Origin of the sequence: Massilia oculi (assembly GCF_017582745.1) — a bacterium.
Taxonomy (GTDB): Bacteria; Pseudomonadota; Gammaproteobacteria; order Burkholderiales; family Burkholderiaceae_D; genus Telluria; species Telluria oculi_A.
In genome coordinates, this window is sequence record NZ_JAFVIM010000013.1 from 42,931 (window position 1) to 56,997 (window position 14,067).

Consider the following 14,067-nt stretch of genomic DNA (forward strand, 5'->3'; position numbering starts at 1 on the left):
CATGTTCTTTCATCACGTCCGCCGCGAATCCACCTCTCCAATGGCATCCATCACCCGCCACGATGCAGCCTGACCTGTCCCTGCTGGCGCAGGAGCGGCCGCTGCGCGTCCTGCTGGTGAACGCCGGCGAACCCGATGCGCTGACCTGGTCCGGGCTGTACCAGCCGCTGCGCCTGGCGGCCAAGGTGCTGGGGCCGGAGCGGCTGCACGTCGACGTGCGCGGCCCGGACAAATTCATGGGCGATCCCGGACGCCACTGGCACCTGGTGCTGCTGGTGGCCGACGAGGCCGAGGCGGCCCTGCGCCCGGCCAATCTGCGCGCCCTGGTCGAGCGCTGCCGCGCCGCGCCGTACTGGGGCGGGGTCGGGGCCGGCGTGCTGTGGCTGGCCGACGCCGGCGTCCTGCACGGCGCCCGCACCGCCTTGCCCTGGGCCCTGTATCCGGACGTGAACGCCCAGGCCGAGCAGGCCCTTCTCACCCCCCATTTGTACGAGTTCGACGCCAACCGCCTCACCTGCTGCGGCGGCGCGGCCAGCATCGACTTCGCCCTGACCATGGTCGAGCTGCTGTTCGGCGCCACGGTCCAGGCACAGGTGAAGGAAACCCTGTGCATCGACCGCGTGCGCGGCCCGGACGAGCGCCAGCGGGTGGCGCTGCAGGCCCGCTTCGGCGCCCTGCAGCCGAAGCTGTCCGAGGCGGTGGCGCTGATGGAGGCGAACATCGAAGAGCCGCTCTCGACCGACGAGATCGCCCAGCTGGCCGGCATTTCGCGGCGCCAGCTGGAGCGCCTGTTCAAGCAATACCTGGGCAGCCTGCCGTCGCGCTACTACCTCGAACTGCGCCTGCGCCGCGCGCGCCAACTCCTGCTCGACACCAATCACTCGATCGTGCAGGTCGGGCTGATGTGCGGCTTTTCCTCCGGGTCGCATTTCTCGACGGCATTCGGGGCCTTGTTCGGCAATACGCCGAGGGAAGAGCGGCAGCGAAAGCTGGCGCAGTAAGCCTGGGCAGTCAACGCGACAGGCCGCCGCTGCCGCGCTGTTCCGACGGCGAACGGTCACTGTCGGGCGCCAGCGCGGACCAGCATATGGTCATGGGCAAGCGCGCACCCGCTCAACACGGCCAGGCCGGCGCCGGCCACGCAGACGCCTCGCCAGCCGCCCTGGCTCCAGGCAAGCGAGGCCAGTGCCGAACCGGTCGCGGCGCCGGCAAAATAGCATGTCATGTACACCGCATTGACGCGCGCCCGCGCCGCCGGCTCCAGCTGGTAGATCACGCTCTGGTTGCTGATATGTAGGCTTGCCAGGGCGATATCGACCGCCAGCGTGCCAGCTAGTAGCCAGGCGAGGATAGTCGCGCCCATCGACAGGCATGCCCAGCCAACCAACAGCAGTAGCACGCCGACCGCCGACGTCGCCTGGCCCCATCCCCGATCGGCAAGGCGGCCGGTTACGCTTGCCATGATGGCGCCAGCCACGCCGAGCAGTCCGACCAGGCCGATGCTGCTGTCGTTCATGTCGAAGGCGGGGCCCGACAGCAATAACGTGGTGCTCGACAACAGGACGCTGACGGAAGCGAATGACAGCGCACCGAGCAGCGCGCGGCTGCGCAGGCGCGGATGGCGCGCGGTCAAGGTCAGCAGCGAGCGCAGGATCTCCACGTAACGCATCGGTACCGTGTTGCGCGAACGAGGCAGCGTACGCCACAGCATGAAGGCCAGTACGACCATGCATGGCGCCGCCGCCTGGTAGACCGTGCGCCATCCGCCGATGTCGGACAAGAGTCCGGCGGCGCTGCGCGCAACCAGGATGCCGCTCAGCAGGCCGGTCATGACGATCCCGACGGCGCGGCCGCTTCGCTGTGGCGCGGCGAGCGCCGCAGCCATTGGCACCAGCGTCTGCGCGGCGACGGAGAACAGGCCGGTAACGAGGGTGCCGGCCGCCAGCATGGCGAAGTTGCTGGCAAAGGCGCTGAGCGACAGTCCCAGCGCCGACAGCAGCATCAGTCCGACGGTCAGCGAGCGCCGTTCCAGGCTGTCCGCCAGCGGGACGAACAACAGCAGGCCGCTGGCATACGCCATTTGCGACAGGGTGACGGTGAGGGCGGCGGTCGCTTCGCTCACGTGCAAGCCTTGTGCAATCGAGTGCAGGAGCGGTTGATTAAAGTAATTGCTGCCTGCGCACAGGCCGGTGGCGACCGCCATCAACAGCAACACCGGCGTTGCGAGCGCTGCCGGCGCGGCAGCCGGCGGCGTGCCGGCGCGATACGCTGCGCCGGGCGTCACGTCAGGCTCGCCGGCAGCGTGGACACGGCCATGGCGTCGATCTCGAACAGCATGCCGTCGAGGGCCAGCCGGGCAACCGGTATCAGGGTGCAGGCCGGCGGTGGATGAACACCCCAGGCGGCGCCGAGTGCGCGGCCGAAGATGGCGAGCCGGTCGGCGTCGTGATCGACGATCAACACCGTGATCTTGACGACCTCGGAAAAGGTGGCGTCGGCGGCGGCCAGCGCCGCGCCGAGGTTGGTCAGCGCCTGCCTTACCTGCGTCTCGAAGTCAGCGGCCAACTGACCGGCATCGTCTTCTCCTCCCTGTCCTGCGACATGGACGATGCGTGCAGGTGTGCTGGCTACCACAACATGGGTATAAGCGTTGGGGCGCGGATCGTACAGCTGCGCCGGGTTGATGAATGAATGCCTTGCGTGTGTGGAGTTGACGGAATGCATGGATGTCCCTGGAAAAGCTGCAACGGCAGCGGTCGGGTCACTATAAAATCTCAACTCAACTTGAGGTCAAGGGGGGCGTCTGCGGGCACACGAGGACAGTGTGCGGTACTGTTGCTATCGAGCCAACGACTGCGAGCGTCAGTTCTCCGTCCAAAAATGAAAATGCCTGTCGCACTTCTAAAAGATGTTGTCACTCAGCGTTCCTATAATGGCCCGACAATGCGGGTATCATCCGCGGTTCATTCACCATTGCAAGAGGAAGAAGCCAATGAACGCTCAGCTTGATTCGGGTATCGCCACGCTGCCGGTTAGCCGTCAGACCTTCGACGAGGTCCTGGTCCCCACCTACGCCCCGGCCGCGATGGTGCCGGTGCGCGCGTCGGGCCTCGATCTGTGGGACCAGGAAGGCAAGCATTACCTCGACTTCACCTCGGGCATCGCCGTCACCGCCCTTGGCCACGCCAATCCGGAAGTGAACGAAGCGCTGACCAGGCAATTGAACACCCTGTGGCACATCGGCAATGGCTACACCAACGAGCCGGTGCTGCGCCTGGCCTCGGCCCTGATCGCCGCCACTTTCGCCGAACGCGCCTTCTTCTGCAACTCGGGCGCCGAAGCCAACGAAGCCGCCCTCAAACTGGCGCGCAAGTACGCGCACGGCAAGTTCGGCCCGCACAAGTCGCGCATCGTGTCCTGCCTGTCGTCGTTCCACGGCCGCACCCTGTTCACCGTCTCGGTCGGCGGCCAGCCGAAGTACACCGAAGGCTTCGAGCCGCTGCCGCAAGACCTCTCCCACATCCCGTACAACGACATCGAAGCGGCGCGCGCCGCCATCACCGACGACGTCGCCGCCGTGATCGTCGAGCCGATCCAGGGCGAGGGCGGCGTCATCCCGGGCAACCCGGACTACCTGAAGGCGCTGCGCGAGTTCTGCACCAAGACCGGCGCGCTGCTGGTGTTCGACGAAGTGCAGTCGGGCATGGGCCGCACCGGCTCGCTGTTCGCCTACGAGCAGATGGGCGTGGTGCCGGACGTGCTGACCTCGGCCAAGGCGCTGGGCAACGGCTATCCGATCGGCGCCATGCTGACCACCAACGAGATCGCCCAGTACCTGGCGGTCGGCACCCACGGCACCACCTACGGCGGCAATCCGCTGGCGTCGAGCGTCGGCCTCAAGGTCCTCGAGCTGATCAACCGGCCGGCCTTCCTGGGCCGCGTCAAGGAGGCCAGCGCGAAAGTCATGGCCAACCTGCAGCAGCTGGCGGCGGATTATCCGCAGGTGTTCGGCCAGCCGCGCGGCATGGGCCTGCTCATCGGCCTGCCGATGGCCGAAGGCTTCAAGGGCCGCTCGAAGGACTACACCAAGCTGTGCGAGAAGCTCGGCCTGATGCTCCTGATCGCCGGCCCGGACGTCGTGCGCCTGGCGCCGGCCCTGGTGGTGTCGGACGAGCAGATCGTCGAAGCCGACCGCCTGATGCGCGCGGCGGTGGCGGAATTCGCCGGCGCCTGATCCCCACCTTCCGGTCGCGGCCGGCCCGCCTGGGAGGATGAGGCCGGCCGTGGGCATTGTCTCCACTTATTGTCTCCACTGACGTACCACCTGGGAGTACACATGTATGTTGTCCGTCCGGTAGATCGCGCCGATATCGGCGCGCTGGAAGCGATGGCGGCCATCTCGATGCCGGGCGTGCACACGCTGCCGCGCACGCGAGAAGGCATTGTCGCGGCGGTCGAGCGCTCGATCGCCTCGTTCGCGGCCCAGGTCGATATCCCGAGCGAAGAATCCTACCTGTTCGTGCTGGAAGACCTGCGCTCGCGCGAAGTGGTCGGCACCGCCATCATCCACGCCTCGGCCGGCTCGAACGGCACCTATTTCGCCTTCCGCAACGACGTGATCCAGCAGGTCTCGCGCGACCTGAACATCAGCCACAGCGTCCACGCGCTGACCCTGTGCTCCGAGCTCACCGCCTATTCGCAGCTGTCCGGATTCTTCCTGCGCCACCGCGACAGCGCCGGCATCGAGGCCGCGCTGCTGTCGCGCGCGCGCCTGCTGTACGCCATGCTGGCGCCGCACCGCTTCGGCGACCGCTTCTTCGTGCCGCTGGCCGGGCGCCTGGATGGCGACGGCCAGTCGCCGTTCTGGAATGCGCTGGGCCGCAAGTTCTTCAAGATGGACTTCCTCGAGGCCGAACGCCTGATCGAGGGCGCGCGCAACCGCACCCTGATCGTCGAGCTGATGCCGCACTATCCGGTCTACGTGCCGCTGCTGCCGGGCGACGCCCAGGCCGCGCTGGGCCAGATCCATCCCGGCGGACAGATGGCCTTCGACCTGCTGGCGCAGGAAGGTTTCGAGGCCGACGAATACATCGACATCTTCGACGGCGGCCCGATCCTGCAGGCGCACAAGAACGCGCTGCGCTCGTTCTGCGCCTCGCACCGGCTGCGCGTGGGCGCCGGACCTGCTCAGGGACCCGATCATGCGCCGGACGTGGCGCCTGTCGACTACGCCGTCGCCACCGTCGACAACGGTTTCCGCGCCGTGACCGTGCGCACGGCGCCGATCGAACATGCGCACACCATCGCGCTGCCGCGCGACGTCCAGCAGGCGCTGGGCGTGGCGCCGGGCGACGAAGTGGTGTGCGTGCGCATCCAGGGAGAACCAGCATGCTCGTGATCCGTTCCTCCAGACTGACCGACCTCGACGCCCTGATGGAAATGGCGCGCCAGGCCGGCAGCGGCATGACCACCCTGAAACCCGATCCGGAGATGCTGGGCCAGCGCCTGGCCACCTCGGAGGCCTCGTTCGCCGAGACCATCGCGCCGGAGAAGCGCGACTACATGTTCGTGCTGGAGCACACGGGGCCTGCCGGCGAGGCCGGCAGCATCGCCGGCGTGTGCGCGATCAAGGGCGCGGTCGGGCTGACCGAGCCGTTCTACAACTACCGCATCGGCACCCTGGTGCACTGCAGCCGCGAGCTGAACGTGTTCACCCGGATGGAAACGCTGTACCTGTCGAACGACCTGACCGGTTCGACCGAACTGTGCTCGCTGTTCCTGCTGCCGCAGTACCGCGCCGGCTTCAACGGCAAGTGGCTGTCCAAGAGCCGCTTCCTGTTCATCGCCCAGTTCCAGCACCTGTTCACCGAAAAAATCATCGCCGAGATGCGCGGCTACCAGGACGAGGCCGGCGATTCGCCGTTCTACGAAGGACTGGGCCGCCATTTCTTCAAGATGGATTTCAACCATGTCGACGGCTTGACCGCGATCGGCAAGAAATCCTTTATCGCCGAACTGATGCCGCGCCAGCCGCTGTATGTCGATTACCTGCCGCAGTCGGCGATCGACGTGATCGGCAAGGTGCACACCTCGACCCAGCCGGCGCGCCGCCTGCTGGAGCAGGAAGGCATGCATTACGAGGGCTACGTCGACATCTTCGACGCCGGCCCGGTGCTGCAGGGCCGCGTGTCCGAGCTGCGCGCGGTGCGCGACAGCGTGCTGGCGGTGGCGGCCGAAGGGCTGCCGGTCGAAGACCATGACGCTGCCCCGGACACCGAGCACATGCTGGTGTCGAACACCCGCCTCGGCGATTTCCGGATGATCCTGACCCGCGCCGTGCCGGGCGCCACCAGCGTGGTCCTGAAGCCCGAAGAGCTGGCGCAGCTGGGCTGCAGCGCGGGGGACAACGTGCGCACCCTGACACTCAATACCAGGAAGACTTCCCATGGCTAATCTCTCGAACTACATCAACGGCGAGTGGCTCGCCGGCAGCGGTCGCGAACTGGCCACCGTCGATCCGTCGACCGGCCGCCAGACCTGGACCAGCGGCGAATCGACCCAGGAAGACGTGGCGCGCGCGGCCCAGGCGGCGCGCGACAGCTTCGAAGACTGGGCCCTGCGCCCCCTGGAAGAACGTATCGCCGTCGCCACCCGTTTTCGTGACCTGCTGAAGGAAAACGCCGAGGAACTGGCGGCGACCATCGCCGAGGAAGTCGGCAAACCGCTGTGGGAAGCGCGTACCGAGGTCGCGACCATGGCCAACAAGATCGACATCTCGGTCCAGTCGTATGGCGCCCGCACCGGTGAAAGCCTGGCCAAGGTCGCCGACGGCAATGCCGTGCTGCGTCATCGTCCGCACGGCGTGTTCGCCGTCTACGGTCCGTACAACTTCCCCGGCCACCTGCCGAACGGCCACATCGTGCCGGCCCTGATCGCCGGGAATACCATCGTGTTCAAGCCGAGCGAATACGCGCCGCGCACGGCGCTGAAAACCGTCGAACTGTGGGAGAAGGCCGGCCTGCCGAAGGGCGTGCTCAATCTGGTCAACGGTGGCCGCGAGACCGGCATCGCGCTGGGCCAGGAACCGCTGGTCGATGGTGTGCTGTTCACCGGCAGCAGCCAGACCGGCGCGGCCCTGCACAAGCAGTTCGGTGGCCAGCCGGGCAAGATGCTGGCGCTGGAAATGGGCGGCAACAATCCGCTGGTGGTGTGGGACGTGGAAGACGTCGACGCCGCTGTCCACCATACGGTGATGTCGGCCTTCATCTCGGCCGGCCAGCGCTGCACCTGCGCGCGCCGCCTGGTCATCCAGGACAACGAAGCGGGGCAGGCCTTCCTTGCGCGTCTGGTCGAAGTGGCAGCACAGCTGCAAGTCGGCCCGTCGAACGCCGAGCCGCAGCCGTTCATGGGGCCGGTGGTCTCGAGCGCGGTCGCGGCGCGCCTGGTGCAGGCGCAGGCCGATATGGCGACGAGAGGTGGAAAAATCCTGCTGCAGATGCGCCAGCTCGACAAGGACGCCGGCTTCGTCACCGCCGGCATCGTCGACACCACCGATGCACAAGGCATTCCGGACGAAGAATGGTTCGGCCCATTGCTGCAGGTGATCCGCGTGAGCGACTTCGATGAAGCCCTGCGCGTGGCCAACGCCACCGAATTCGGCCTGGCTGCCGCGCTGCTGTCGCCGTCGGAAGAGTTGTGGAAGCGGTTTGCCGTGCGCGCCAGGGCCGGCATCGTCAACTGGAACCGTCCGACCACGGGCGCGGCCAGCTCGGCGCCGTTCGGCGGCGTCGGCAAGTCGGGCAACCACCGTCCGAGCGCCTATTACGCGGCCGACTACTGCGCCTATCCGGTGGCCTCGATCGAGACGGCGCAACTCGAGATGCCGGCCAGGCTGTCGCCCGGCCTGGCCTTTCCGGCGCAAGGAGCCTGAGCATGCGTGACGCCCGCGAATTCAACTTCGACGGCCTGGTCGGCCCGTCGCACAACTATGCCGGCCTCTCGTTCGGCAACGTCGCCTCGTTCAACAACGTGCGCTCGGCCTCGAATCCGCGCCAGGCCGCGCTGCAGGGCCTGGCCAAGATGCGCGAACTGGCCGCGCGCGGCTTCGCCCAGGCGGTGATGCCGCCGCAGGGCCGTCCGAACTTCCGCCTGCTGCGCAGCCTGGGCTTCTCGGGTACCGACGCCGACGTCCTGGCGCGCGCCTACCGCGAAGCGCCAGTGATCCTGGCCTGCGCCTGGTCGGCCGCGCCGATGTGGACCGCGAATGCCGGCACCGTCAGCCCGTCGGCCGACTCGCTCGACGGCCGCGTGCACTTTACTGCCGCGAACCTGAACAACAAGCTGCATCGCTCCGAAGAGCACCTGCAGGCGACCCGCACCCTGCGCGCGATCTTCGCCGACAGCAACCATTTCGTGGTGCACGACACCTTGCCGTCGGTGCCGGCCTTCGCCGACGAGGGCGCCGCCAACCACACGCGCTTCGCCGCCAGCCATGGCGCGCCCGGCGTCGAGTTCTTCGTCTATGGCCGCGTGGAGTTCGATCCATCCGCCCCGGCGCCGAAGAAGTACCCGGCGCGCCAGACGCTCGAGGCGTCGCAGGCGATCGCGCGCCTGCATGGCCTGGACCCGGCGCGCACCGTGTTCGCCGCCCAGAATCCGGACGTGATCGACCAGGGCGTGTTCCACAACGACGTGATCTCGGTCGGCAACGGCAACGTGCTGTTCCACCACGAGCAGGCGTTCGCCGACGAAGCGGGCACCCTGGATCTGCTCCGGCGCGCCCTGGACGGCGTCGATACCGAGCTGCAATCGGTGCGCGTGGCGAGCAGCCAGGTGCCGGTGGCCGACGCCGTGGCCAGCTACCTGTTCAACAGCCAGCTGCTCTCGAAGCCGGACGGCCGCATGGCGCTGGTGGTGCCGCACGAATGCCGCGAGAACGCGGCCGTGTCGAATTACCTGGCCGGCCTGGTCGCCAGCGGCGGACCGATCGACGAGCTGGTCGAATTCGACCTGCGCCAGAGCATGCGCAATGGCGGCGGACCGGCCTGCCTGCGCCTGCGCGTGGTGCTGACCGACGAGGAAGCCGCCGCCATGCACCAGGGCGTGATCATGACCGAGGCGCTGTACGCGCGTCTGGTTGCCTGGGTCGAGCAATATTACCGCGACCGCATCGAGCCGAAGGACCTGGCCGACCCGCAGCTGGCGCTGGAATGCGCGGCCGCACTGGAAGAACTCACCCGCATCCTCGGATTGCCGGGGCTGTACGACTTGTAACGATGTAGTATTCGGGCGGGAAGATCCCTGTCCTGTATAAGCAGGGCCGCGTCGGGCCACGAGCAGTCGACGCACCAGGCACACAACTTTGGAGAAGCAAGATGAAAGACATGCCCAACGATTTGCGCAACCAGACGCTCGCTCTGGTCGGTGCAAACCAGTCCGCCAACAGCGCGCAGGTCAATGCCCTGACCGCCGCCTGGCTCGGATCGCTCGACGACGAAGACCTGGCCGGCACCGCGCCGCAAAGCCTGGCGCCGGTACTGGTGGAAGGGTTCTCGCAACTGGCCCAGCGCAGCGGCCCCGGCGCGCAGATCGCCACCATGCGCTACCTGGACGGCCGCGGCGGCACCGCCACCGCACTCTTGATTCTGAACGACGACCGTCCCTACCTGGTCGACTCCTTCGTCATGGCCCTGCGCAAGGAACGCCTGACCGCCGCCGGCGTGATGAATGCCGTGCTGCCGGTGCGCCGCGACGCCAATGGCGCCTTCGTCGCCGTCGGCGAAGCCGGCAGCCCGCTGGAATCGATCGTCCTGTGCCTGCTGAACGATGAACTGCAGTTCGAAGAACTGGACAAGCTGACCGCGCGCCTGCGCATGGTCGCCAACGACGCCGCCACCGTGCAGCGCGACGCCGTCGCCATGGGCGACCGCATGACCGCCGTGGCCGCCGCCGCCGCTGCCTCCGGCACCCCGGAAGGCCAGGAAGTCGCGGCCTTCCTCGAATGGGCCAAGAACGAGGGATTCGAGCCGTTCGGCTACGCCTACTACGTCGTCAAGCCGGGCGCGCGCGAACTCGAACGCGACATCCCGAGCCGCATCGGCGTGCTGAAGGACACCGCGCACCCGGTCTACGGCACCTGCCTGGCCAGCATTCCGGGCGACTTCGAAACCCTGTCGCTGCGCGCCGAGAACCTGTCGATCGTCAAGGCCGACGTGGCCGGCACCCTGCACCGCGACGCGCCGCTGGACTTCATCGGCGTGCGCGACCTGGATGCGCAAGGCAAGATCCTGGGCGAGCACTGCTTCATCGGCCTGTTCACCCGCGCTGCCACCTCGACCCCGCTGGCGCGCCTGCCGTTCGCGCGCGGCCGCGTGGCCAAGGTGCTCTCCATCGCCGGCGTGCGCCAAGAAGGCTTCCGCGCCGAGAAATTCATCGAGATCCTCGAATCGCTGCCACGCACCGAGGCGCTGGAAGCCGAGCCGGAATGGCTGGCCGAAGTCTGCGGCGCCGTGGTCTCGCTGTACAAGCAGCCGCGCGCGAAGGTGTTCGCGCGCCGCGATGTCTACCAGCGCCACCTGAACGTGCTGGTCTACCTGCCGCGCGAGCGCTTTTCCGCCGCCGTCGCATCCAGCCTGGCCGCCGCCCTGAAGGAAAGCTCGGGCGCGCGCGACGTCGACGTCCAGACCCTGGTGGCCGACGGCCCGCTGGCGCGCGTCTACCTGACCGCCCACGCCGCGCGTTATCCGCTCGACCTGGAAAGCGATATCCAGCGTCCGCTGCTGGGCGTGCTCGATGGCTGGCACGACCGCTTCGCCGAGTTGATCAACTCGGTCGACGAGAGCCGCCAGCGCAGCCTGATGCGCAAGATCGTGCCGACCCTGCCGGTCAACTTCGTGACCGCGACCGCGCCCGAAACCGCGTTCCGCGACGTGCACGCGCTGTTGACCAAATGCCGCCCGGACCGTGTGACCGCGCGCATCGAGAACGATGACGCCGCCGGCGCCTCGATCCGCCTGTATTCGAGCGAGACCGTGCCGTCGCTGTCGCGCATCCTGCCGGCGCTGCAGAACGCCGGCATCGCGGTCGACCGCGAGCAGACCTACCGCCACACCGGCCTGGACGGCGTGCGCCGCTACGTGACCGCGCTGACGGTTGATGCCGAGAGCGCGGCCAAGCTGGCCAAGCCGGGCATCGCCCAGGTGGCCGAAGAACTGTTCAGCGCCCTGTTCAACGACGAAGCCGAAGACGGCCGCATGAACGGCCTGACCATCGAAGGCGGCCTGTCGCTGCGCGAAGTGCAGCTGGTGCGCGCCTACATCAGCTACTGGCGCCAGCTGGGCTCGAAGTTCTCGGTGCGCTACATGGCCGAGACCCTGCGCACCCAGCCGGCCCTGGTGAAGGAATTCGTCGCCGGCTTCATCCAGCGCTTCGACCCGAGCCTGAGCGAAGAGCAACGCAACGAGGGCAGCAGCAAGCTGTACACCCTCAAGACCGGCCTGCCGAGCGTGAATCATGCCGACACCGAAGAGATCATGGGCGCGCTGGTCGACATGGCGCTGGCCACCGTGCGCACCAACTACTTCCAGAACAGCGGCGAGAAGATCATCTTCAAGGTCGACACCAGCAACCTGGCGCTGGCGCCGGAGCCGCGTCCCTACCGCGAGATCTATGTGTTCTCGCGCCGCTTCGAAGGCGTGCACCTGCGCGGCGGCCCGGTCGCCCGCGGCGGCCTGCGCTGGTCGGACCGCATGGAAGACTACCGCACCGAGGTGCTGGGCCTGGTGAAGGCGCAGATGGTCAAGAACGCCGTCATCGTGCCTGCCGGTTCGAAGGGCGGCTTCGTCTGCAAGCAGATGCCGGCCGGCGCCGCGCGCGACGTCGTGGCGGCCGAGGGCGAGGCAGTCTATCGCCTGTTCATCGCCAGCCTGCTGGAAGTGACCGACAACCGCGTGCAGGGCGAGATCGTGCCGCCCGCGGCCACCACGCGCCATGACGGCGACGATCCTTACCTGGTGGTGGCTGCCGACAAGGGCACCGCGACCTTCTCCGACATCGCCAACAGCATCGCGGTGGAACGCGGCTTCTGGCTGGGCGACGCCTTCGCCTCGGGCGGCTCGAACGGCTACGACCACAAGAAGATGGGCATCACCGCCAAGGGCGCGTTCGAAGCGGTCAAGCGCCACTTCTACGAACTGGGCCACGACCTGGCCAACAACCCGATCACCATGACCGGCGTGGGCGACATGTCGGGCGACGTGTTCGGCAACGGCGTCTTGCTGTCGCGCCAGCTGAAACTGGTGGCCGCTTTTGATCACCGCCACATCTTCCTCGATCCGACCCCGGATGTCGAAGTCTCGTTCAAGGAGCGCGAGCGCATGTTCGCGCTGCCACGCTCGTCGTGGGAAGACTACGACAAGAACCTGATTTCGGCTGGCGGCGGCGTGTATCCGCGTAACGCCCGCTCGATCGAGCTGTCGCCGCAGATCCGTGAAGTGCTGGGCATCGAGGAAACCTCGCTGCCGCCTCAGGAACTGATGCACCGCATCGTCAAGGCGTCGGTCGACCTGTTCTACAACGGCGGCATCGGCACCTACATCAAGGCCTCGACCGAGACCCATGCGCAAGTGAAGGACCGCGCCAACGATCAGATCCGCGTCAACGGCAACGAACTGCGCTGCAAGGTAGTGGCCGAGGGCGGCAACCTGGGCGCAACCCAGGCCGGCCGCATCGAATTCGCGCTGGCCGGTGGCCGCATCTTCACCGATGCGATCGACAACTCGGCCGGCGTGGATTGCTCGGACCACGAAGTCAACGTCAAGATCTGGCTCGACACCGAAGTCAACGCCGGCAAGCTGCCGGAGGGCGACCGCAACCGCATCCTGAACGAGATGACGGGCGAGATCGAGCGCCTGGTCCTGCGCGACAATACGCTGCAGACCCACCTGCTGACGCGCGAAGTGCAGGCGCAAGCCAATAGCGCGGTGGTCGACGGCTACATCACCCTGATCGGCAACCTGGAAGCCGAAGGCGCGGTCTCGCGCGAGCTGGAACAGCTGCCGACGGACGTCGAGCTGCAGCGTCGCAAGTCGCTTGGCCTGGGCCTGACGGCGCCGGAGCTGGCGGTGGTCATCGCCAACGTCAAGAACCGCTTCAAGCGCACCCTGGCGGCGCTCGAGCTGACGGGCGAATCGTGGGCCGACTCGCTGCTGCGCCCTTACTTCCCGGCCCAGCTGGTGGCGACCCGCGACCCGCTCGATCATCCGCTGGCCAACACCATCCTGGCCACCGTGCTGGCCAACGAAGCGGTCAACCGCTGCGGCCCGTTGATGCTGCGCGACCTGGCGCTGGAACACCGCATCGACGAGACCGAAGTGGTCAAGGCATGGGCGCGCGCCTGGGCGGCCCTGCACCTGGCGCCGGTATTCGATGCGCTCGACCATGACGCGCTGGTGGTGCCGCGCGACGTGTCGGTCTCGGTCGACAACCGCAGCCGCGCCATGCTGCGCGCCGTGGTCGAAGGCGTGCTGTCGCTGCCGGCCAATTCGGAAGGCCTGAAGGAACTGTCGACCCTGTTCGCCGAGGCCGACCAGAGCCAGGCGCCGCAGATCCGTTCGGAAGCCGACGGCCACACCGGCCTGCCGGTGCCGTTCGCGGCGGCCTGGAAGGCGGTCGAGATCATCGAATCGCAGGCATCATTCCTGTTCGCGGCCGTGTCGGTGCAGCGTCCGGGCGGCATGACCCTGCTGCAGTTCCTGCAGATCGGCACCGTGCTGCGCCAGAAGGTCGGCATCGATACGCTGGAACTGGGCCTCAAATTGCCGGCGCAGAGCAAGTCGCAGGAACAGCTGCGCAACTATGCGCTGCAGTCGCTGCGCCGCGCCCAGCAGCGCCTGCTGCTGCAGGTGATCGAGCGTGCCGGCCAGGACGGCAATATGGAAGCGGCGGTCGAGGAAGTGATGGCCGCGCGCGGCCTGACCGGCTTTGCCCAGCCGGCCGACCTGGAGCAGGCGATGCTGGACGTGTGGGCCTTGTCCGAAGGCCTGAACCCGGAACGTCTGGCGGCCTGAG

9 protein-coding genes are annotated in these 14,067 nt (G+C 67.5%); 7 read left to right on the top strand and 2 right to left on the bottom strand.

Annotated features, from left to right (window positions below):
* Positions 1-62: 62 nt before the first annotated feature.
* Positions 63-1,001 (top strand): GlxA family transcriptional regulator, encoded by a 939-nt coding sequence (locus J3U95_RS15935; protein ID WP_208279633.1) that lies wholly within the window; start codon positions 63-65, stop codon positions 999-1,001.
* A gap of 56 nt (positions 1,002-1,057) precedes the next feature.
* Here J3U95_RS15935 and J3U95_RS15940 read toward each other — a convergent pair whose 3' ends face one another.
* Entirely contained in the window at positions 1,058-2,203 is a 1,146-nt protein-coding gene (locus tag J3U95_RS15940) for an MFS transporter (protein WP_208279781.1), read from the bottom strand.
* A gap of 77 nt (positions 2,204-2,280) precedes the next feature.
* Positions 2,281-2,724 (bottom strand): RidA family protein, encoded by a 444-nt coding sequence (locus tag J3U95_RS15945; RefSeq protein ID WP_208279635.1) that lies wholly within the window; start codon positions 2,722-2,724, stop codon positions 2,281-2,283.
* A 268-nt stretch (positions 2,725-2,992) separates the two neighbouring features.
* Between J3U95_RS15945 and J3U95_RS15950 the strand changes: the two genes are divergently transcribed.
* From J3U95_RS15950 to J3U95_RS15975, 6 genes are all read left to right on the top strand, one after another.
* Entirely contained in the window at positions 2,993-4,234 is a 1,242-nt protein-coding gene (locus J3U95_RS15950) for an acetylornithine/succinyldiaminopimelate transaminase (protein ID WP_208279637.1), read from the top strand.
* A 102-nt stretch (positions 4,235-4,336) separates the two neighbouring features.
* On the top strand, positions 4,337-5,398 hold the full coding sequence (locus tag J3U95_RS15955) for an arginine N-succinyltransferase (protein WP_208279639.1): 1,062 nt from the start codon (positions 4,337-4,339) through the stop codon (positions 5,396-5,398).
* The gene (gene astA, locus J3U95_RS15960; RefSeq protein ID WP_208279641.1) at positions 5,389-6,453 is read left to right on the top strand and encodes an arginine N-succinyltransferase; all 1,065 of its coding nucleotides are present in this window, start codon (positions 5,389-5,391) and stop codon (positions 6,451-6,453) included. The genes J3U95_RS15955 and astA overlap by 10 nt, the downstream gene beginning before the upstream one ends.
* Positions 6,446-7,930: a succinylglutamate-semialdehyde dehydrogenase gene (gene astD / locus J3U95_RS15965; protein ID WP_208279642.1), complete on the top strand. Its 1,485-nt coding sequence runs from the start codon at positions 6,446-6,448 to the stop codon at positions 7,928-7,930. The genes astA and astD overlap by 8 nt, the downstream gene beginning before the upstream one ends.
* 2 nt (positions 7,931-7,932) lie before the next feature.
* Positions 7,933-9,273 (top strand): N-succinylarginine dihydrolase, encoded by a 1,341-nt coding sequence (astB, locus tag J3U95_RS15970; RefSeq protein ID WP_208279644.1) that lies wholly within the window; start codon positions 7,933-7,935, stop codon positions 9,271-9,273.
* A 101-nt stretch (positions 9,274-9,374) separates the two neighbouring features.
* Positions 9,375-14,066, top strand: a complete 4,692-nt coding sequence (locus tag J3U95_RS15975; RefSeq protein ID WP_208279646.1) for an NAD-glutamate dehydrogenase domain-containing protein — start codon at positions 9,375-9,377, stop codon at positions 14,064-14,066.
* The last annotated feature ends 1 nt before the right edge of the window (position 14,067 follow it).